At 65.6% G+C, this 21,698-nt stretch carries 17 protein-coding genes (1 of these 17 running past the window's edge); 15 read left to right on the forward strand and 2 right to left on the reverse strand.

The genetic code is table 11. The features are described 5' to 3' along the window. Nucleotides 1-30 precede the first annotated feature (30 nt). Complete coding sequence (ydiJ, locus tag HU825_RS11410) at nt 31-3,075, reverse strand: D-2-hydroxyglutarate dehydrogenase YdiJ (RefSeq protein WP_234302055.1); 3,045 nt, start codon at nt 3,073-3,075, stop codon at nt 31-33. 134 nt (nt 3,076-3,209) lie between these two features. Between ydiJ and HU825_RS11415 the strand changes: the two genes are divergently transcribed. Beyond that, nucleotides 3,210-4,109: a LysR substrate-binding domain-containing protein gene (locus HU825_RS11415; RefSeq protein ID WP_234302056.1), complete on the forward strand. Its 900-nt coding sequence runs from the start codon at nt 3,210-3,212 to the stop codon at nt 4,107-4,109. Here the strand turns inward: HU825_RS11415 and HU825_RS11420 are convergent. Next, nucleotides 4,100-4,882 (reverse strand): IclR family transcriptional regulator, encoded by a 783-nt coding sequence (locus HU825_RS11420; RefSeq protein WP_077683481.1) that lies wholly within the window; start codon nt 4,880-4,882, stop codon nt 4,100-4,102. The two genes, HU825_RS11415 and HU825_RS11420, sit on opposite strands and share 10 nt — an antisense overlap. Nucleotides 4,883-5,083: 201 nt before the next feature. Between HU825_RS11420 and HU825_RS11425 the strand changes: the two genes are divergently transcribed. The 14 genes from HU825_RS11425 to HU825_RS11490 all read left to right on the forward strand — a co-directional run. Beyond that, nucleotides 5,084-6,235, forward strand: a complete 1,152-nt coding sequence (locus HU825_RS11425; RefSeq protein WP_284692193.1) for an efflux RND transporter periplasmic adaptor subunit — start codon at nt 5,084-5,086, stop codon at nt 6,233-6,235. 14 nt (nt 6,236-6,249) lie between these two features. Further along, the gene (locus HU825_RS11430; protein WP_234302057.1) at nt 6,250-9,408 is read left to right on the forward strand and encodes an efflux RND transporter permease subunit; all 3,159 of its coding nucleotides are present in this window, start codon (nt 6,250-6,252) and stop codon (nt 9,406-9,408) included. Further along, on the forward strand, nt 9,405-10,862 hold the full coding sequence (locus HU825_RS11435; protein ID WP_234302058.1) for an efflux transporter outer membrane subunit: 1,458 nt from the start codon (nt 9,405-9,407) through the stop codon (nt 10,860-10,862). The genes HU825_RS11430 and HU825_RS11435 overlap by 4 nt, the downstream gene beginning before the upstream one ends. Before the next feature lie 27 nt (nt 10,863-10,889). Next, nucleotides 10,890-11,396 (forward strand): acyloxyacyl hydrolase, encoded by a 507-nt coding sequence (locus HU825_RS11440; protein WP_234303392.1) that lies wholly within the window; start codon nt 10,890-10,892, stop codon nt 11,394-11,396. Nucleotides 11,397-11,648: 252 nt separating this feature from the next. Continuing rightward, nucleotides 11,649-12,602, forward strand: a complete 954-nt coding sequence (locus tag HU825_RS11445; RefSeq protein ID WP_234302059.1) for an AraC family transcriptional regulator — start codon at nt 11,649-11,651, stop codon at nt 12,600-12,602. A 228-nt stretch (nt 12,603-12,830) separates the two neighbouring features. Beyond that, the gene (benA, locus tag HU825_RS11450) at nt 12,831-14,192 is read left to right on the forward strand and encodes a benzoate 1,2-dioxygenase large subunit (protein WP_043296334.1); all 1,362 of its coding nucleotides are present in this window, start codon (nt 12,831-12,833) and stop codon (nt 14,190-14,192) included. Beyond that, nucleotides 14,192-14,680, forward strand: coding sequence for a benzoate 1,2-dioxygenase small subunit (gene benB, locus HU825_RS11455; protein ID WP_077683477.1), 489 nt, complete (start codon nt 14,192-14,194; stop codon nt 14,678-14,680). The genes benA and benB overlap by 1 nt, the downstream gene beginning before the upstream one ends. 10 nt (nt 14,681-14,690) lie before the next feature. Continuing rightward, entirely contained in the window at nt 14,691-15,701 is a 1,011-nt protein-coding gene (gene benC / locus HU825_RS11460) for a benzoate 1,2-dioxygenase electron transfer component BenC (protein ID WP_043296338.1), read from the forward strand. Between the two features lie 72 nt (nt 15,702-15,773). Then, a complete protein-coding gene (locus tag HU825_RS11465; protein WP_054093848.1) occupies nt 15,774-16,553 on the forward strand; it encodes a 1,6-dihydroxycyclohexa-2,4-diene-1-carboxylate dehydrogenase in 780 nt (259 codons plus the stop codon). 62 nt (nt 16,554-16,615) lie between these two features. Then, nucleotides 16,616-17,959 carry an MFS transporter gene (locus tag HU825_RS11470; RefSeq protein WP_234302060.1) on the forward strand — a complete coding sequence of 448 codons (1,344 nt, stop codon included), beginning with the start codon at nt 16,616-16,618 and terminating at the stop codon, nt 17,957-17,959. A gap of 28 nt (nt 17,960-17,987) precedes the next feature. Then, complete coding sequence (locus tag HU825_RS11475) at nt 17,988-19,109, forward strand: muconate cycloisomerase family protein (RefSeq protein ID WP_234302061.1); 1,122 nt, start codon at nt 17,988-17,990, stop codon at nt 19,107-19,109. Nucleotides 19,110-19,125: 16 nt separating this feature from the next. Beyond that, nucleotides 19,126-19,416 carry a muconolactone Delta-isomerase gene (catC, locus tag HU825_RS11480; RefSeq protein WP_138299593.1) on the forward strand — a complete coding sequence of 97 codons (291 nt, stop codon included), beginning with the start codon at nt 19,126-19,128 and terminating at the stop codon, nt 19,414-19,416. A 73-nt stretch (nt 19,417-19,489) separates the two neighbouring features. Next, nucleotides 19,490-20,428 (forward strand): catechol 1,2-dioxygenase, encoded by a 939-nt coding sequence (gene catA / locus HU825_RS11485; RefSeq protein WP_234302062.1) that lies wholly within the window; start codon nt 19,490-19,492, stop codon nt 20,426-20,428. A 144-nt stretch (nt 20,429-20,572) separates the two neighbouring features. Continuing rightward, nucleotides 20,573-21,698 carry the 5' portion of a benzoate/H(+) symporter BenE family transporter gene (locus HU825_RS11490; RefSeq protein WP_054093853.1) on the forward strand. It continues 101 nt past the right edge of the window, so only the first 1,126 of its 1,227 coding nucleotides appear in the window; it begins with the start codon at nt 20,573-20,575; its stop codon lies beyond the right edge, outside the window.

Here is a 21,698-nt window from a genome sequence, read left to right on the forward strand (position 1 = left end):
GCTTCGGACCGTCAGCGGCGGGAGGGCAGGTCAGCCGGCCGATGCGCCGGCCCGGTAATGGTCGAGCAGCGCCTGGATCGGATGGCGCAACTTGTGGGTGTGCAGGCGCGAGGTCTGGCTGCGGCAGGAGTAGCCGGTCGCCAGCGGCTCGGCCTGGCTGTCCACGGCCAGCGCCGGCGCCCAGGATTGCGCGAAGATCGCCTTCGAAGTCGCCAGGTTGCGCGCCTCGTGGCCATAGGTGCCGGACATGCCGCAGCAGCCGGTGGCCTGGGTCGCCAGGGTCAGGCCGGCGCGTTCGAACACCTGGTTCCACAACGCCGTGCTCGGTGCCGCGTTGGTCTTCTCGGTGCAGTGCGCCATTAGCCGGTAGCTCGCCGGCGGCGTCGCGTCCGCCGTGGCCGTGCGCTCGGGCAGCGCGCGCGCCAGCCACTCCTGGGTCAGTAGGACCTCCGGGCACTGCAGGCCGGGGATCTTGGCGTACTCCTGGCGATAGACCAGGGTCATCGCCGGGTCCAGACCGACCAGCGGAATGTCGAAGGCTGCCAGCTCCTGCAAGCGCCGGGCGTTGCGTCGGGCGGCGCGGGCGAAGGCGCCGAGAAAACCCTGCACGTGCAGCGGCTTGCCGTTGGCCGAGTAGGGCGCAAGGAACACCTTGAAGCCCAACCGGCTGGCCAGTTCGATGAAAGCGGCCAGCAGCGGCGTCTCGAAATAGCGGGTGAAGGCGTCCTGCACCAGGATCAGGCTGCGCTGGCGCTGCGCCGGCTCGAGCGTGGCCAAAAGTGCTGGCGTTGCCGTTGCGACGTCCCAGCGCCGGCAGGCCTCATCGAAGTCGAAATCGCTGAGCAACGGGCTGTCGACCATGCCGATGCGCTCGGCCAGCAACCTGTCGACCCAGGGCGCGGCCATGATGGCGTTGTACAGGCGGGGGACGCGGGCGAACAGCGGCAGGCTGAACTCCAGCGAGCCAATCAGGTAGTCGCGCAGCGGGCGCAGGTAGCGCTGGTGGTACAGCTCCAGGAAGCGCGAACGAAACTCCGGCACGTTGACCTTCACCGGGCACTGGCCGGCGCACGACTTGCACGCCAGGCAGCCCGCCATGGCGTCGTAGACCTGATGGGAGAAGTCCGCCTCGGCACTGCGCGAGTTGCGCCAGCGTTCGGGCAGCGCGCGCAGGAAGTTCAGCGGGCCGCGTGCTGCCGGGGCGAGCACGTCGACGCCGGCCTGTTGCTGCAGGCGCAGCCACTCGCGCAGCAACGAGGCGCGCCCTTTTGGCGAGTGCACGCGCTCGCGGGTGGCCTTCCAGGACGGGCACATGGCGTCGTCCGGGTCGAAGTTGTAGCAGGCGCCGTTGCCGTTGCAGTGCATGGCGGTGCCGTAGCTCTGCCAGACGCGCTCGTCGATCTGTCGGTCCAGCTCACCGCGCAAGGGCACCTCGTCGATCTTCAGCAGCGCCTCGGGGCTTTCCAGCGGCGTGGCGATCTTGCCCGGGTTGAGCTGGTTGAATGGGTCGAACGCGCTCTTGAGCGCCTGCAGCGAGGGGTAGAGTTCGCCGAAGAAGGCCGGCGCGTATTCCGAACGCACGCCCTTGCCGTGCTCGCCCCAGAGGAGGCCGCCGTGACGCTGGGTGAGTTCGGCCACCGCATCGGAGATTGGCCGCACCATCGCCGCCTGTGCCGGGTCTTTCATGTCCAGCGCCGGACGGACGTGCAGCACGCCAGCATCGACGTGGCCGAACATGCCGTAGGCCAAGCCGTGGCCGTCGAGCAGGGCGCGGAATTCGGCGATGAACTCGGCCAGGTTCTCCGGCGGTACGGCGGTGTCCTCCACGAAGGGCTGCGGACGCACTTCGCCTTCCACATTACCCAGCAGGCCGACCGCGCGCTTGCGCATTGCGTAGATGCGTCCGACCGCCGCCTGGCCCACGGCCAGCGTATGGCCCAGACGCTGCACCTGAGTGTCGCGCTGCAGGTGTTCGACGAAGGCGGCGACCCGTGCGTCCAGCTCGGCCGGATCATCGCCGGAGAATTCCACCAGGTTGATGCCCAGCGTCGGCTGTTGCGCATCCTGCGGAAAATAGTCGGCGACGCCGTGCCAGACGATGTCCTGCATGGCCAGCATGAGCACCTTGGAATCCACCGTCTCGATTGACAGCGGTCTGAGCGCGAGCAGGCTGCGCGCGTCGCGTAGCGCATCCATGAAGCCCGCATAGCGGATGTTCACCAGTACCGAATGCCTGGGGATCGGCAGCACGTTGAGCTTGGCCTCGACGATGAAACCCAGCGAGCCCTCGGCGCCGCACAGCACGCTGTTGAGGTTGAAGCGGCCGTCCGCCTCGCGCAGGTGCGCCAGGTCGTAACCCGTCAGGCAGCGGTTCAGCTTGGGAAAGCGCGCTTCGATCAGCGCGGCTTTCTCGCGCTGGATGCCCTCGGCGCAGCGGTAGACCTCGCCGATGCGATCCTGCCGCGCCAGTTGCCCGGCCAGCGCTGTATCGTCTAGTGCGGCGGTGTGCAGGCGTTCGCCGCCGAGCAGCACGCTGTCCAGTTCGAGCACGTGGTCGCGCGTCTTGCCATAGGTGCAGCTGCCCTGGCCGCTGGCGTCGGTGTTGATCATGCCGCCGATGGTGGCGCGGTTAGAGGTCGATAGCTCGGGGGCGAAGAACAGCCCGTGCGGCTTGAGCGCGGCATTCAGCTGATCCTTGACCACGCCGCTCTGCACGCGCACCCAGCGCTCGGCGACGTTGATCTCCAGAATCCGGTTCATGTGCCGCGACAGGTCGACGACCACGCCGTCGGTCAGCGACTGGCCGTTGGTGCCCGTGCCACCGCCGCGCGGCGACAGGCGCACGCTGCGATGCGCCGGTTCGGCGACCACGCGGGTCAGCGTCTCCACGTCCCGCGCATCCAGCGGAAACACCGCCGACTGCGGAAAGCGCTGGTAGATCGAGTTGTCGGTCGCCAGCACGGTGCGGCTGGCGTGGTCCTGGGCGATCTCGCCGCGAAAGCCGGCCGCGCGCAGGGCGTCGAGGAAGGCGATATAGGGTGCGGCGGGCGCGCTGGTGGGGAGGCGGGCAATCATGGTCGACGGTTCTCACTCATCTGGCGCGCGACGCGACGCAGCGGGTCGGCGCTTTTTATCGAATGGCCGAATTTTCGCCATTGAGGTGACATGCTACAAAGGTATTTTCAGTCGCCAATCCATGAGTTTCTTGAATGAATTACCGTCGTCTGACGCCCTCGATGTCCCTGTTGCTCGCTTTCGAGGCGGCGGCTCGACATGAAAGCTATACCCGCGCCGCACAGGAACTGTCGCTGACCCAGAGCGCGGTAAGCCGCCAGGTGCAGGCGCTCGAAGCGCTGCTGGGCGTCAGCCTGTTCCGCCGCGAGGGGCGCAACATCGTGCTGACCGATGCCGGCCGGCTGTATCGTCGCGAGCTGGCCGGCGCGCTGGCGCAGATCCGCAACGCGACGCTGCAGGCGGTGGCCTATGGTTCCGGGGTCGGCACGCTGCGCCTGGCACTGCTGCCGACCTTCGGTTCAAAGTGGCTGCTGCCGCGGCTGAACACCTTCTATGCCGCCAACCCCGGCGTGCAGGTGCATATCCATTCACGCATCCAGCCGGTGGATTTCGATGCCGAAGACATCGATGCGGCGATCTGCGTCGGCAATCCCGAGCAGCCGGGCCTGGTGGTGCATCCGTTGCTGGAGGAATCGATGGTGGTGGTCGCCAGCCCGGCGATTTTCGCCGCGGGCGTGCCGGCGACAGCGGAAGCCATCGCCGAGCAGACGCTGCTTCAGGTGGCCAGCCATCCGCCGCTGTGGGCGCAGTGGTTCGCCGAGAACGGTCTGGACCCGCAGCGGATGCACGGCGGGCCGAACTTCGAGCTGACCTCGCACCTGATCCAGGCGGTGCGCGCCGGCATTGGCGTCGGGCTGGTGCCGGGCCTGCTGGTCGAAGACGAACTGCAGCAGGGGCATTTGCTCGCCATCGGCGCGCCTATCCCGAGCCAGCGCACCTACTGCCTGGTCTATCCGCCGCGCAACTCGGTGTTGCCGGCGCTGGAGGCGTTTCGCGCCTGGCTGCTGCCGCGCTCGGCTGACGCTCAGGCCTGAGCGGTCGCGCGTCCGATCGCCCGCTCGACGGTCTGCTTGCAGGCTCGCAGTGCCTGCTGAAAGGTCGCGCTGCGCGTTGCCGCGCGCGCCGATGGCGCGACGACCGCGATGGCGTAGCGCCCCAGGTAGGTATCCAGCACCACGGCGAACGAGCTCATGCCTTCGATGAGTTCGTCGTGTTCTTCGGCCAGCGTGCCGGCGCGAATCCGCGCCAGTTGCTCCAGTAGCGCGGCGCGCTCCGGCGTGGCCGGCGTGACCTTGGGCAGCGGGTCCGGCAGCAGCTGCGCGAGGCTGTCATCGGGCAGCGCAGCCAGCAGCGCCTTGCCGCTGGCCGTGGTGTAGGCGGGGGCGTTGATGCCGATGGGGAAGACCACGCGCAATTCGCGCTCGGCGACCACGCGATCCACCACATAGGATTTGTCGCCAACCAGCGTGCTCACGCACACCGACTCCTGCAGCTGCTCGGACAGCGCGAGCATCTGCGGTTTGACCAGCGAAATGATGTCGGTCTGGGTCTGGCTGATCAGCTGGCCGAGCGCCGGACCGAGACGGAAGCCGCCGCCTGGGCCGATGGTTTCGGCCAGATGCTCCGCTTCCAGCGCGCCGATGATGCGCTGCACGGTCGAGCGCGGCAGATCGACGAGCTGGGCGATGGCTGCGAGGCTCAGGCCCTGTGGGTGGCTGCCGAGCGCGCGCATGACCGCCGCCGCGCGGGCGATGACCTGAATGCCGGCCTGCTTGGCGGCATCGCTGCCCTGGTCTGTCTGCGTCATCGGTTTCTCCCTTCGCACTGAACACCGCCCGCATTCTCCAGCAGTGCCGCCGCCGAGGCTAGGCGGCATACCGCGTTGCGTATCGCTGACCGAGCGCGGACAAATTCGTTCACGGTTTTTTCTCATTAAGCTGAATCGCACAATGGTACACTCGCCCGCCATGCGATACATGTCTTGCGACGCTTCAAGGAGAAGAACAACGTGAAACACCCGAGAAAAACATTGCGTGAGGTTCGGCTGGCGCCACTGGCGGTGCTGCTCCTGCTGGCCGGCTGTGGCGAAAAGACGGCGGAACAGGCCGCGGCGCCGGTGCCCGAGGTCGGCGTCTACACCGTGCAGGCGCAGCCGCTGACGCTGACCACCGACCTGCCGGGTCGCACCAGCGCCTACCGGGTCGCCGAGGTGCGCCCGCAGGTTTCCGGCATCCTCCAGCAGCGCCTGTTCACCGAGGGCTCGGAGGTGAAGAAAGGCCAGCAGCTGTACCAGATCGATCCGCGCACCTACGAGGCGCGCCTGGCCCGCGCCGAAGCCAACCTGACCACCGCCGAGAACCTGGCCCGCCGCTACGAGCGTCTGCTGAAGACCAATGCGGTCAGCCAGCAGCAGTACGACGACGCCCAGGCCGCCTGGAAGCAGGCGCAGGCGGAAGTGCAGGTGGCACGCATCGACGTGCAGTACACCAAGGTGCTGGCGCCGATCTCCGGGCGCATCGGCCGCTCGGCGGTGACCGAGGGGGCGCTGGTCACCAACGGCCAGGCCCAGGAACTGGCCACCGTGACCCAGCTCGATCCGATCTACGTGGACGTCAACCAGCCGATCACCAAGCTGCTCGGCCTGCGCCGCGCGCTGGAATCCGGCCGCCTGCAGAGTTCCGGTGACAACCAGGCCGAGGTCAGCCTGACCCTGGACGACGGCAGCGCCTATCCGTTGCCCGGTACCCTGAAGTTCTCCGAGGTGAGCGTCGACCCGACCACCGGCTCGGTGACGTTGCGCGCCGAATTTCCCAACCCGGACCGCAAGCTGCTGCCCGGCATGTTCGTGCATGCGCTGCTCAAGGAAGGCACCCAGCAGGACGCCATCCTCGTGCCGCAGCAGGCGGTCAGTCGCGATGCGCGCGGCGTGCCCAGCGTCTGGGTGGTCAAGCCGGACGACAGCGTCGAGCGGCGCGAAGTCGAGACATTGCGCACCGTCGGCAATGCCTGGCTGATCGGCAAGGGCGTCGCCGATGGCGAACGGGTGGTCACCGAAGGCACGCAGCGGGTGCGCAGCGGCATCACCGTCAAGCCGGTGGCGGCCAGCAACGTCAGACTGGTCGCCGAGTTCGCTCCGAAGACCGACGCCGTCGCCAACTAAGGAGCAAGCCGTACATGTCCCGTTTTTTCATTGACCGGCCGATCTTCGCCTGGGTGCTGGCGATCGTCGCCATGCTCGCCGGCGCGTTGTCGCTGGTGAAAATGCCGATCAGCCAGTACCCGAACATCGCCGCCCCGGCGGTGGCCATCCAGGTCAGCTACCCCGGCGCCTCCGCGCAGACCGTGCAGGACACCGTGGTGCAGGTCATCGAGCAGCAGCTCAGCGGCCTCGACGGCTTCCGCTACATGTCCGCGGAGAGCAATTCCGACGGCAGCATGACCATCATCGTGACCTTCGAGCAGGGCACCAACCCGGACATCGCCCAGGTGCAGGTGCAGAACAAACTGCAGCTGGCCACCCCGCGTCTGCCTGAAGAAGTGCAGCGCCAGGGCCTGCGCGTGGTGAAGTACCAGAAGAACTTCTTCCTGATCATCGGTCTGGCCGATACCACCGGCAAGATGAGCAACTTCGACCTCGGCAACCTGATCGCCTCGCAGCTGCAGGACCCGATTTCGCGCATCGACGGTGTCGGCGACTACCTGCTGTTCGGCTCGCCTTACGCCATGCGCATCTGGCTCGATCCGGCCAAGCTCAACAGCTACCAGCTGACGCCTGGCGACGTCGCCAATGCCATCCGCGAACAGAACGTGCAGGTGTCCTCCGGGCAGCTCGGCGGTCTGCCGACGCTCAGCGGCGTGCAGCTCAACGCCACGGTGCTGGGCAAGACGCGCATGACCACGCCCGAGGAGTTCGAGGAAATCCTGGTCAAGGTCAAGGCCGACGGCTCACAGGTGCGCGTCAAGGACATCGCCCGCGTCGAGCTGGGTGCCGACAACTTCTCCATTTCCAGCAAGCGCAACGGCGAACCCTCGGCGGGCCTGGCGCTGCGCCTGGCTTCCGGCGGCAACCTGCTGGAGACCGTGGCCGCGGTGAAGGCCGCGATGGAAAAACAGAAAGCCTACCTGCCCGAAGGCGTCGAGGTGGTCTATCCCTACGACACCACGCCGGTGGTGGAGGCCTCGATCAGTTCGGTGGTGCACACCATCATCGAGGCGGTGGTGCTGGTCTTCCTGGTGATGTACCTGTTCCTGCAGAACTTCCGCGCCACGCTGATTCCGACCCTCGCGGTGCCGGTCGTGCTGCTCGGCGCCTTCGCGCTGCTGCCGTACTTCGGCCTGAGCATCAACGTGCTGACCATGTACGCGATGGTGCTGGCCATCGGTCTGCTGGTGGACGATGCCATCGTGGTGGTGGAGAACGTCGAGCGCCTGATGCACGAGGAGGGCCTGTCGCCGCTGGAAGCCACGCGCAAGTCGATGGGGCAGATCCAGGGTGCGCTGGTCGGCATCGGCCTGGTGCTGTCGGCGGTGTTCGTGCCGATGGCCTTCTTCGGCGGTTCGGCGGGGATCATCTACAAGCAGTTCGCCGTGACCATTGTGCTTTGCATGGGCCTGTCGGTGCTGGTCGCGCTGATCTTCACCCCGGCGCTGTGCGCCACCATCCTGAAGAAGCCCAAAGGCGACGCCCACCACGAGAAGAAGGGCTTCTTCGGCTGGTTCAACCGCACCTTCGAGCGCGGCACCGCCCGTTTCGAGCGCGGCGTCGGCGGCATGCTCAAGCACCGCGGGCGCTACCTGCTGGCCTTCGTGCTGATCACTGCCGGCACCGGCTACCTGTTCACCCAGATTCCCAAGGCCTTCCTGCCCAACGAGGACCAGGGCCTGATGATGGTGGAAGTGCGCATGCCGGTTAACTCCTCCGCAGAGCGCACCGGTGCGGTACTTCAGCAGGTGCAGGACTATCTGAAGGAAGAGGAAGGCGAGCTGATCCAGCACGTGCTGACCGTCAACGGCTTCAACTTCGCCGGTCGTGGGCAGAACTCCGGCCTCGGTCTGGTCATGCTCAAGGGCTGGGACCAGCGCGCCGCGGAGGGTCAGGACGTGTTCAGCATCGCCGAGCGCGCCAACGCCCATTTCGCGACGATCAAGGACGCCACCGTGATGGCCTTCGTGCCACCGGCGATCCTGGAAATGGGTAACGCGATGGGTTTCAACCTCTATCTGCAGGACAACGCTGGCGTCGGTCATGCGGCATTGATGGAGGCGCGCAACCAGTTCCTGCAACTGGCCGGCGAGCATCCGAAGCTGCGCGCGGTGCGCCCCAACGGCAAGGACGACGAGCCGCAGTTCCAGGTCAACATCGACGATGAGAAGGCCCGTGCGCTGCAGGTCAGCATCGCGTCGATCAACCAGACCATGTCGGCGGCCTGGGGCTCGATGTACGTCAACGACTTCATCGACCGCGGCCGGGTCAAGCGCGTGTATATCCAGGGTGAGGAGACCGCGCGCATCACGCCGGAGGATTTCGACAAGTGGTACGTGCGCAACGCCCTCGGTGAGATGGTGCCGTTCTCGGCCTTCGCCACCGGCGAATGGACCTTCGGCTCGCCCAAGCTGGAGCGCTACGGCGGCATCTCCTCGGTGGAAATCCTCGGCGAACCGGCACCGGGCTACAGCACCGGCGACGCCATGGTGGCCATCGCTGAAATCATGCAGCAACTGCCGCCGGGGATCGGCCTGAGCTACACCGGGCTTTCCTACGAGGAAATCCAGACCGGTGACCAGGCGCCGATGCTCTACGCGCTGACCGTGCTGATCGTGTTCCTCTGCCTGGCGGCGCTCTACGAGAGCTGGTCGGTGCCGGCGGCGGTGATGCTGGTGGTGCCGCTGGGCATCCTCGGCTCGGTGCTCGCCACGCTGTTCCGGGATCTCACCGCCGACGTCTATTTCCAGATCGGCCTGATGACCACGGTCGGCCTGTCGGCGAAGAACGCCATCCTCATCGTCGAGTTCGCCAAGGACCTTTATGAGAAGGAAGGCATGCCGCTGGTCCAGGCGGCGGTGCACGCGGCGCGTCTGCGCCTGCGCCCCATCGTCATGACCTCGCTGGCGTTCACCTTCGGCGTGCTGCCAATGGCCCTGGCCAGTGGCGCCGGCGCCGGCAGCCAGCATTCGGTGGCGACCGGGGTGGTCGGCGGGATGATTACCGCCACCGTGCTTGCGGTGTTCTTCGTGCCGCTGTTCTACGTGGTGGTGGTCAAGCTCTTCGAGGGCCGCAAGAAGCCGCACGCCGTTGCCGAAGCCGAAGCCGAAGCCGAAGGAGAAACCGCATGAAGTTCAAGCCTTTGACCCTCGCGGTTGCCCTGGCACTGGGCGGCTGCAGTCTGATCCCGCAGTACGAGCGACCGCAGGCGCCGATCGAGGCCGACTGGCCGCAGGGCGCGGCGTACGATCAGGCGGAGCAGGGCGACGCGCGCGCGGCCGATCTGCGCTGGCAGGAGTTTTTCCGCGACGCCGCGCTGCGCGAGCTGATCGGCGTGGCGCTGCAGAACAACCGCGACCTGCGTCAGGCCGCGCTGAACGTCGAGGCCTACCGCGCGTTGCACCGCATCCAGCGTGCCGAGCTGTTCCCCGGCGTCGACGCGGGCGGCAGTGGCAGTCGCCAGCGCCTGCCGGACGACCTCTCGCCGACCGGCGAGGCGGGTATCCAGAGCCGCTATGACGTGGGGCTGGGCGTATCCTACGAGCTGGACGCCTTCGGCCGCATCCGCAGCCTCAGCCGCGCCGCGCTGGAGCAGTACCTGGCCAGCGAAGAAGCCCAGCGCAGCGTGCACATCGCCCTGGTCGGCGACGTCGCCACCGCCTATTTCGCCTGGCGCACCGACCAGGCGCTGCTGGAGCTGACCGAGGCCACGCTGGAAAGCTACCGGCAGAGCCTGTCGCTGATCGAAGCCAGTGCCGAAGCCGGCACCGCCTCGGAGCTGGACGTGCGCCAGGCGCGCACCCTGGTCGATCAGGCGCGTACGCAAAAGGCGCTGTATACCCGGCTCATCGCCGAGGATGCCAACGCCCTGCGCCTGTTGCTGGGGGCGGCGATTCCGCGCGATCTACCGGCTGGTGGCAAGCTGCAGATGGATACGCTGGCCGACTTCCCCGCCGGGCTGCCGGCCGATCTGCTGCTGCGTCGCCCGGACATCCGCGCCGCGGAGCACCGCCTGCTGGCCGCCAACGCCAACATCGGCGCGGCGCGCGCGGCGTTCTTCCCGAGCATCAGCCTGACCGGCAGCGCCGGCACCGCCAGCAGCGAACTGGACGGTCTGTTCGACGGCGGTTCCGGCGCCTGGAGTCTGGTCCCTCGGATCAACCTGCCGATCTTCACGGCCGGGCGGTTGAAGGCCAACCTCGACTACGCCGAGATCCAGAAGGACATCCACGTCGCGGCTTACGAAAAGGCCATCCAGACCGCCTTCCGCGAAGTCGCCGACGGCCTCGCCGCGCGCGGTACCTACGACGAACAGGTACAGGCGCAGAGCGATCTGGTCGACAATAACCGCGCCTACTACCAGCTGGCCCGCCAGCGTTACGACGAGGGCGTGGACACCTACCTCACCGTGCTCGACGCCCAGCGCGAGCTGTTCGCGTCGCAGCGCCAGTTGCTCAGCGACCACCTGCTGCAGCTGAACCGCGAAGTCCAGCTGTATCGCGCCCTGGGTGGCGGCTGGAAGACGGACACGGCCGAGCGTTCGGCCGCGAGGGCTGATGGCCCTGCAACACTCACCATGAACTGAAGTAAGGAGTTCGTTTTGATCAATCGCATGATTCTGGGCGGCGCGCTGGCGCTGGGTCTGGCCGCCGGCCCCGTGGCCGCCGCTGAAGTATCGGGTGCTCTGGGCGTCACCGGGCAGGGCGACATGACCTTCCGTGCCAGCCTGGCGCAGGCCTGGGACAAGAGCTGGTGGCAGAGCGAGACCGGTCAGCTGAGCGGCTACTGGGATGCGGCCTACACCTACTGGGAGGGGGGCGACGACTATTCCGGTGCGCACTCGCTGTCGTTCAGTCCGGTGTTCACCTATGAATTCGCCGGCTGGCGCTACACCCCGTACATCGAGGCCAGCATCGGCGTCGCGTTCTTCTCCAAGACTGACGTCGGCGAGCAGCAGCTGGGCTCCTCGTTCAACTTCGAGGATCGCCTGGGCGTCGGCCTGAAACTGCCGGGCGAGCGCAAGGTCGGCCTGCGTGCCATGCATTACTCCAACGCCGGCATCAAGCAGCCGAACGACGGCATCGAGTCTTACTCGCTGTTCTACAGCCAGGCGTTCTGACCTGGCCGGGCCTGGCGGTAGCCAGGCCCGCATTCCGCCGCAGCCCGTCCGAGGCGCGCGGTGCATTCATCCGAAATCGTGCGATAACCGAACGGACGGGTGTTGTCCGTTGGTCGAATCTCCTATGCTGGCATCACTCGCTATTCTTGATCTCGATCAATGTTGTGTCTGTTGACAGTGATCGCGACCCGAGAACGGTGACGGCCAGACCGCACCGCAGGCGAACTATAAAAACAAACCGAGTGCCCTGTGATGGAACGACTGCTGAACGAAAGAAGCAGGATCTTCGCGCATGCCGATCCGCATGCCGTTTCGGAGTACGTCAACCAGTACGTTGGCGCGCACTGCATTCGGCTGCCGCGCACCGGTAACCCGCAGGCGAGCCTCAATCACTGCACCTTCGGCAAGCTCGATCTGTGCCAGATCAGCTACGGCGGCAGCGTGCACGTCAGCTCGCCGGCGCTGGAAACCATCTATCACCTGCAGCTGCTGCAGCGCGGCCACTGCCTGTGGCGCAGCCGTGGGCAGGAGCATTACTTCACGCCCGGCGAACTGCTGCTGATCAATCCCGACGATCCGGTCGACCTGACCTATTCGGACGATTGCGAGAAGCTCATCGTCAAGCTGCCGGCCTCATTCCTCGAACGGGCCTGCAGCGAGAACCAGTGGCGCGCACCGGCCGAGGGCATCCGCTTCAGCAGCAACCGTCATGCGCTCGGCGAGCTTGACGGCTTCGACAGCCTGATCGGCCTGGTTTGCCGTGAGGCCGGCTCCGCACAGAGCATCCCGCAGATTCAGGAGCAGTACAGCCGGATCATTGCCAGCAAGCTGCTCTGCACACTGGCCAACAACATACGTCGCGATCCGTTCGGCGACAGCTGCCCGTCGTTCGGTCGGCTCAGCGATTACATCGACGAGCACCTGAAGAAGGACATCTCCGTCGAGCAGCTGGCCGAGTTGGCCAACATGAGCCTGCGCTCGCTGTATCTGCTGTTCGAGCGCAAGGTCGGCACCACGCCCAAGTCCTACATCCGCCAGCGCAAGCTGGAGCAGATCCACGGGCGGCTGAGCGATCCCTCGGCTAAGGTGCGCAACATCACCGAGATCGCCATGGACTACGGCTTCATGCACCTGGGCCGTTTTTCGGAAAGCTACAAGAGCACCTTCGGCGAGCTGCCTTCAGACACCCTGCGTCGCCATCACTGAGTCCCCTTGAGGCGCTGCCATTCTGACGGCAGCGCCTCTTTTTCTTCCCGCTCTCCACCACCTACACCGCCATTCCGGGTGGCGATTTACCGTGCGCGTGCGTGCGGCAATCTGTCCTCTTGCGTTGTGCAGAAAACGGATAGAAGTCGTGCAGAAAACGGATATTGATGCCGCCGCCAGCGCCTTAGCCTTCATCACGTGGAAACAATAACAATGGAGGCCCCGGCCATGTCCCTGGGAATCGATTACCTTGATTCGCTGCTCGATGAAGACAAAGAGAAGGGCATCTTTCGCTGCAAGCGCGAGATGTTCACCGACCCGCGGTTGTTCGAGCTGGAGATGAAGCACATCTTCGAGGGCAACTGGATCTACCTCGCGCACGAGAGCCAGATCCCCGAGAAGAACGACTACTACACCACTCAGATGGGCCGGCAGCCGATCTTCATCGCCCGCAACAAGGACGGCCAGCTCAACGCCTTCATCAATGCCTGCAGCCATCGCGGCGCCATGCTGTGCCGCTTCAAGAGTGGCAACAAGGCGACGTACACCTGCCCGTTCCATGGCTGGACCTTCAACAACTCGGGCAAGCTGCTCAAGGTGAAGGACCCCAAGGAAGCCGGTTACCCCGACAGCTTCGACTGCGACGGCTCGCATGACCTGAAGAAGGTCGCGCGCTTCGAGTCCTACCGCGGCTTCCTGTTCGGCAGCCTGCGCGAGGACGTCGCCCCGCTGGAAGAATTCCTCGGCGAGTCGAAGAAGATCATCGACATGGTGGTCGACCAGTCGCCCGAAGGGATCGAGGTTCTGCGCGGCTCCTCCACTTATGTATATGAAGGCAACTGGAAACTGCAGGCCGAGAACGGCGCCGACGGTTATCACGTCACCGCCGTGCACTGGAACTACGCGGCTACCCAGCAGCAGCGCAAGCTGAAAGAGGCCGGCGACGACATCCGCGCCATGAGCGCCGGCGGCTGGGGCAAGAAGGGCGGTGGTTTCTACTCCTTCGAGAATGGTCACCTGCTGCTCTGGACCCGCTGGGACAACCCGGAAGACCGCCCGCTGTACGCCCGCCGCGACGAGATGATCGCCGAGTTCGGCCAGGCGCGGACCGACTGGATGATCGAGAACTCGCGCAACCTGTGCCTCTACCCGAACCTGTACCTGATGGACCAGTTCGGCTCGCAGCTGCGCATCGCCAAGCCGCTGTCGGTGGACAAGACCGAAGTCACCATCTACTGCATCGCGCCCAAGGGCGAGAGCGCCGAGGCGCGTGCGCGGCGCATCCGCCAGTACGAAGACTTCTTCAACGTCAGTGGCATGGCCACCCCGGACGACCTCGAGGAGTTCCGCGCCTGCCAGCAAGGCTTTGCCGGTCGCGCCATGGAGTGGAACGACATGTCCCGCGGCGCCAAGCACTGGATCGACGGTGCTGACGAAGGCGCCAAGGAAATCGACCTGCAGCCGCTGATGAGCGGTGCCCGCACCGAGGATGAAGGCCTGTTCGTGCTGCAGCACCACTACTGGCAGCAGCAGATGATCAAGGCGGTGAAGGCCGAGCAAGACCAGCTGATCCACGTGGAGGGCGCGTAATGACCATCTCCTACGAAGCCGCACGCGACTTTCTCTATCGCGAAGCGCGCTACCTCGACGACAAGGACTGGGACAGCTGGCTGGAGCTGTATGCCGCCGACGCGACCTTCTGGATGCCGGCCTGGGACGACCAGGACAAGCTCACCGAAGACCCGCAGAAGGAAATCTCGCTGATCTGGTACGGCAACCGCAGCGGTCTGGAAGACCGGGTGTTCCGCATCCGCACCGAGCGTTCCAGCGCCACCATTCCGGATACCCGCACCTCGCACAACATCAGCAACCTGGAGCTGATCGAGCAGGGCGAGGGCGTCTGCAAGCTGCGCTTCAACTGGCACACGATGAGCTTCCGCTACAAGACCGTCGACCACTTCTACGGCACCAGCTTCTACACGCTCGACACCCGCGGCGAGAGCCCGCTGATCAAGCACAAGAAGGTCGTGCTGAAGAACGACTACATCCGCCAGTTGATCGACGTTTACCACCTGTGAGGGCAAGGCCATGACTCACCAGATCGCATTGAATTTCGAAGACGGGGTGACCCGCTTCATCGAAGCCAACCTCGGCGAAACCGTTGCCGACGCGGCCTACCGCCAGGGCATCAACATTCCGCTGGACTGCCGCGACGGCGCCTGCGGGGCCTGCAAGTGCTTCGCCGAAGCCGGCAGCTACGACCTCGGCGAGGAATACATCGAGGATGCGCTGAGCGAGGACGAGGCCGCGCAAGGCTACGTGCTGACCTGCCAGATGCGCGCCGAGAGCGACTGCGTGATTCGCGTGCCGGCGTCCTCGCAGGTCTGCAAGACCGCGCAGGCCAGCTACCAGGCGACCATCAGCAACGTGCGCCAGCTGTCGCAGAGCACCATCGCGCTGTCGGTCAAGGGCGAGGCGCTGAGCCAGCTGGCATTCCTGCCGGGGCAGTACGTCAACCTGCAGGTGCCGGGCACCGACCAGACCCGTGCCTACTCCTTCAGCTCGTTGCAGAAGGACGGCGAGGTCAGCTTCCTGATCCGCAACGTGCCGGGCGGGCTGATGAGCAGCTTCCTCAGCGGCATGGCCAAGGCTGGCGACAGCCTGACGCTGGCCGGCCCGTTGGGCAGCTTCTACCTGCGCGAGATCAAGCGACCGCTGCTGTTGCTGGCCGGTGGCACGGGCCTGGCGCCGTTCACCGCGATGCTGGAGAAGATCGCCGAGCAGGGCAGCGCGCATCCGCTGCACCTGATCTATGGCGTCTCCAACGACTTCGATCTGGTGGAGATGGACAAGCTCGCCGATTTCGCCGCGCGCATCCCCAACTTCACCTACAGCGCCTGCGTAGCGAGCAGCGACAGTCAGTACCCGCAGAAAGGCTACGTGACCCAGCACATCGAGCCCAAGCACCTGAACGAAGGTGAAGTGGACATCTACCTGTGCGGCCCGCCGCCGATGGTCGAGTCGGTCAACCAGTTCATCCGTGAACAGGGGCTGCAGCCGGCCAATTTCTACTACGAGAAGTTCGCCGCCAGCGCCTGATCAGCCAGCCGTAGGGTGGGCAACTGCGCAGCATTGCCCACCGAATCCCTCGCCATTCCAGAGGTTGGGTAGATGAACACACGTTTTCAGAACAAGGTCGCCGTGATCACCGGCGCCGCCCAGGGCATCGGCCGCCGCGTAGCCGAACGCATGGGCGAGGAGGGCGGCCGGCTGCTGCTGGTCGACCGCTCCGAACTGGTCCACGAGCTGGCCGATGAACTCGGCGCCAAGGGTATCGAGGTGCTGACGCTGACTGCCGATCTCGAACGGTTCGCCGACTGCCACCGGGTGATGGATGCCGCGAAAGAGCGCTTCGGCCGCCTCGACATCCTCGTCAACAACGTCGGCGGCACCATCTGGGCCAAGCCCTTCGAGCATTATCAGGAACACGAGATCGAAGCCGAAGTGCGCCGCTCGCTGTTCCCCACGCTGTGGTGCTGCCACGCCGCGCTGCCGCACATGCTGGAGCAGGGCGCCGGCGCCATCGTCAACGTTTCCTCGATCGCCACGCGCAGCCTCAACCGCGTGCCGTACGGCGCGGCCAAGGGCGGCGTCAACGCGCTGACCGCGTGCCTGGCCTTCGAGAACGCGCAGCGCGGCATTCGCGTCAACGCCACCGCTCCCGGCGGCACCGAGGCGCCGCCGCGGCGCATCCCGCGCAACAGTGCCGAGCAGAGCGAGCAGGAAAAGCTCTGGTACCAGCAGATCGTCGACCAGACCGTCGATTCCACGCTGATGAAGCGCTACGGAACCATCGACGAGCAGGCCGGCGCAATCCTCTTTCTGGCCTCGGACGAGGCCTCCTACATCACCGGCGTAACCCTGCCGGTAGGCGGAGGCGACCTGGGCTGAGCCCCCGCAACGAACGACCCGCGACGCAGTTTTCACAACAAAAACAATAGAGAGCCTTTGTCATGCGAAAAGTAGATGTTCACGAGATCATCGATAACGCCCGCTTCAGGGGCTTCCACTGGCAGGTCATGTGCCTGTGCGCACTGCTGCTGATCTTCGACGGCTACGACCTGTTCATCTACGGCGTGGTGCTGCCGGTGATCATGAAGGAGTGGGGGCTGACGCCGCTGGAAGCGGGTGCGCTGGGCAGCTATGCGCTGTTCGGCATGATGTTCGGTGCGCTGGTGTTCGGCACCCTGGCCGACCGCATCGGGCGCAAGAAGGGCATCGCCATCTGCTTCGTGCTGTTCAGCGGCGCCACGGTGCTCAACGGCTTCGCCAGCACGCCCACTGAATTCGGCATCTTCCGCTTTCTCGCCGGCCTCGGCTGCGGTGGCCTGATGCCCAACGTGGTGGCGCTGATGAATGAATATGCGCCGAAGAAACTGCGCAGCACCCTGGTGGCGATCATGTTCAGCGGCTATTCGCTGGGCGGCATGTTCTCCGCTGGCCTGGGCATCTACATGCTGCCGCGCTTCGGCTGGGAAGTGATGTTCTTCGCCGCCGCCGTGCCGCTGCTCCTGCTGCCGCTGATCCTGTGGAAGCTGCCGGAGTCGGTGGGCTTTCTGGTGCGCCAGGGCCGCATCGAACAGGCGCGTGATCTGCTCAACCGGGTCGATCCGAACCAGCAGCTGGGCGCCAGCGATGAGCCGGTGCTGGTCGAGGTGAAGGGTAAGAGCGCGTCGGTGCTGGAGCTGTTCCGCCACGGCCGCGGCGTGCGCACCGTGTCGCTCTGGCTGGCGTTCTTCTGCTGTCTGCTGATGGTCTACGCGCTGGGCTCCTGGCTGCCGAAGCTGATGGCCAACGCCGGCTACAGCCTGGGTTCCAGTCTGTCGTTCCTGCTGGCGCTGAACTTCGGCGGCATGGCCGGCGCGATCTTCGGCGGCTGGCTGGGCGATCGTTTCAACCTGGCCAAGGTGGTGGTGGCGTTCTTCGCCGTATCGGTGGTGTCGATCAGCCTGCTGGGCTTCAAGTCGCCGATGCCGGTGCTCTACACGCTGATCTTCATCGCCGGCGCTACCGTGATCGGCACGCAAATTCTGCTCTATGCCGCCGCCGCGCAGTTCTACGGCCTGTCGATCCGCTCCACCGGCCTCGGCTGGGCCTCGGGCATCGGCCGCAACGGCGCCATCGTCGGCCCGCTGCTGGGGGGGGCGCTGCTGGGCATCAACCTGCCGCTGCAACTCAACTTCATGGCCTTTGCCGTGCCGGGTGCGATTGCCGCGCTGGCCATGACCGTCTTTGCCATCTCCAGCCAGCGTAGCGGTGCCACGGCACCCTCCCTGCTGACGACGGCGAAGGCCTGAACACTGAAACTGGAAATCGGAAGCTGATATGAGCCATTCCCTGATCGAAAGCATCCAGACGGTCATCGTCGACCTGCCGACCATTCGCCCACACAAGCTGGCGATGCACACGATGCAGAAGCAGACGCTGGTGATCATCCGCGTGCGTTGCGCCGACGGCATCGAAGGCATCGGCGAGGCCACCACCATCGGCGGCCTGGCCTACGGCAACGAGAGCCCGGAGAGCATCAAGACCAACATCGACAGCCATCTCGGCCCGCTGCTGGTCGGTCAGGATGCGGCCAATATCAACGCCGCCATGCTGCGCCTGGACAAGGCGGCCAAGGGCAACACCTTCGCCAAGTCCGGCATCGAGAGCGCGCTGCTCGACGCGCAGGGCAAGCGCCTCGGCCTGCCAGTCAGCGAGCTGCTCGGCGGCCGGGTGCGCGACAGCCTGGAAGTAGCCTGGACGCTGGCCAGCGGCGACACCGCCAAGGACATTGCCGAAGCCGAGCGCATGCTCGATATCCGTCGCCACCGCCTCTTCAAGCTGAAGATCGGCGCCGGCGAGGTGAACGCCGATCTCAAGCACGTCATCGCCATCAAGCAGGCCCTCGGCGAGCGCGCCAGCGTGCGCGTCGACGTCAACCAGGCCTGGGATGAGTCGGTGGCGCTGCGCGCCTGCCGCATCCTCGGCGACAACGGCATCGATCTGATCGAACAGCCGATCTCGCGGATCAACCGCGGCGGGCAGATCCGCCTGAACCAGCGCAGCCCAGCGCCGATCATGGCCGATGAGTCGATCGAGAGCGTCGAGGACGCCTTCAGCCTGGCCGCCGACGGCGCGGCCAGCATCTTCGCCCTGAAAATCGCCAAGAACGGCGGCCCACGTGCCGTGCTGCGCACCGCGCAGATCGCCGAGGCAGCGGGTATCGCGCTGTACGGCGGCACCATGCTCGAAGGCGCCATCGGCACCCTGGCCTCGGCGCACGCCTTCGTCACCCTCAACAAGCTGACCTGGGGCACCGAGCTGTTCGGCCCGCTGCTGCTCACCGAAGAAATCGTCACCGAGGCGCCGGTCTATCGCGACTTCCAGCTGGAAGTGCCGAGCACGCCGGGCCTGGGCCTGACCCTCGACGAAGAGCGCCTGGCGTTCTTCGCCCGCACGTAAGAAAGGAGAACTCGAGATGCTCTTCCACGTGAAGATGATCGTGAAGCTGCCGGTCGACATGGACCCGGCGAAGGCCGCCAAGCTCAAGGCAGACGAGAAGGAGCTGGCGCAGAGTCTGATGCGCGCGGGCAAGTGGCGCCACCTATGGCGTATCGCCGGGCAGTACGCCAACTACAGCGTGTTCGACGTGGCCAGCGTGCAGGAACTGCACGACACGCTGATGCAACTGCCGCTGTTCCCCTACATGGAAATCGAGGTCAACGCGCTGTGCCGTCACCCGTCTTCGATTCGTGAGGACGACAGCTGATCGATTTCTCCGGACCAGGCGCTGCCCGGTCAGTTAACCCGCGACACCACAATTACAAAACGAGGCCTGAGCCATGACTGTAAAAATCTCCCACTCCGATCACGTGCAGACCTTCTTCAAGCAAGCCAGCGGCTTCAACAATGACGAAGGCAGCAGCCGCATGAAGACGGTGATCAACCGCATCCTGGTCGACACCGCGAAGATCGTCGAAGACCTGGAAATCACCCAGGACGAGTTCTGGAAGGCGGTGGATTACCTCAATCGCCTCGGCGGTCGTCACGAGGCCGGCCTGCTGATCGCCGGCCTGGGGCTGGAGCATTACCTCGACTTGCTGCAGGACGCCAAGGACGAGCAGGAAGGCCTCACCGGCGGCACGCCGCGCACCATCGAAGGCCCGCTGTACGTCGCCGGTGCGCCGCTTGCCCAGGGCGTGACGCGCATGGACGACGGCAGCGAAGATGACGTTGCCACGCCGATGTTCCTCCAGGGCCGCGTCACCGGCCCGGACGGTCAGCCGGTTGCCGGCGCGGTGGTCGATCTGTGGCATGCCAACACCAAGGGCAACTATTCCTACTTCGACAAGAGCCAGTCGGAGTACAACCTGCGTCGTCGCATTGTCACCGACGAGAACGGCTACTACCGCGCCCGCAGTATCGTGCCGTCCGGCTATGGCTGCTCGCCCGACGGTCCGACTCAGGAACTGCTCGACATGCTTGGTCGCCATGGCCAGCGTCCAGCGCACATTCACTTCTTCATTTCCGCGCCGGGTCATCGTCATCTGACCACTCAGATCAACCTGGCGGGCGACAAGTACCTGTGGGACGATTTCGCGTACGCCACCCGCGAAGGTCTGGTCGGCGACATCCGCTTTGTCGACGATGCCGAGGCTGCGCGTAGCCGCGGTGTGCAGGGACGTTTCGCGGAAATCGACTTCGACTTTCAGCTGCAGAAGGCGCCCGCGCCGCACGCCGAGCAGCGCAGCCAGCGCCCGCGCGCGCTGCAGCAGGCTTGATACACGCCCTGGTGGCCGGGAGCTTTCCGGCCGCCAGGCTGCCTGCTGCTGACGGAGCTACATGCAGGACGCAGCGGTCGCTTCACCCATAACAAGAGTGATCCGGGCAATGCCACGGATCGCCTGCCTGTCTTGCGAGGCGATATGAAAGCGCTACTCAAAGACTTCTCGCTGTCCGCCGTGGTCGCCGGCTTTATCGCGACCGTGATTTCCTATGCCGGTCCGCTGGTAATCATCTTCCAGGCGGCCAAGGCGGCCGACCTGCCGCATGATGTGCTGTCGTCGTGGGTCTGGACGATCTCCATCGGCAGCGGTGTGCTCGGCATTGCACTCAGCATTCGCTACAAGGTCCCCATCGTCATCGCCTGGTCGGCGCCCGGCTCGGCGCTGCTGGTGACCATGCTGCCCGACATCACGCTCAACCAGGCGGTGGGGGCGTACATCGTCAGCAATGTGGTGGTGCTGCTGGTCGGCCTGTCCGGTGCCTTTGACCGCATCATCGACCGTCTGCCCGCGGCCATCGCCGCGGGCATGCTCGCGGGGATCCTGTTCCGCTTCGGCACCGGCCTGTTCGTCGCGGTCAAGGACCAGCCCTGGCTGGTGCTGGCGATGTTCGGCACCTATCTGTTGTTCAAGCGCTCGCTGCCGCGCTACGCAGTACTCGCGGTATTGGTGGTCGGTGTGACGATCGCGATCGCTTCGGGCGAGCTGCGCAGCGAGGCGCTGGTGATCGGACTGGCGACGCCGGTGTGGATCGCGCCGGAGTTCAGCTGGCAGGTGATCCTCAATATTGCCTTTCCGCTGGTGATGGTGGCGCTCACCGGGCAGTTCATGCCGGGTATGGCGGTATTGCGCAATGACGGTTACGCAACGCCTGCCAGCCCGCTGATCAGCAGCAGCGCGCTGGGCTCGCTGCTGCTGGCGCCGTTCGGTTGCCACGGCTTGAATCTGGCGGCGATCACGGCGGCGATCTGCACCGGCCGCGAGTCCCACGAAAACCCGCACAAGCGTTATGTCGCGGGCGTTTCCGGCGGGGTGTTCTATCTGTTGCTGGGAATCTTCGGGGCGACGCTGGTTTCGCTCTTCACAGCCTTCCCCGCAGCGATGATCGCCGCGCTGGCCGGCTTGGCGCTGCTGGCAGCGATCGGCGCTGCATTGTCCGGCGCGATGGCGGTCCCGGCCGATCGCGAGGCGGCGCTGATCACCTTTCTGGTCACGGCGTCCGGCATGTCGTTCCTCGGTCTGTCGGCGGCGTTCTGGGGCTTGGTGT

Source organism: Pseudomonas phenolilytica (assembly GCF_021432765.1).
GTDB classification, from domain to species: Bacteria; Pseudomonadota; Gammaproteobacteria; order Pseudomonadales; family Pseudomonadaceae; genus Stutzerimonas; species Stutzerimonas phenolilytica.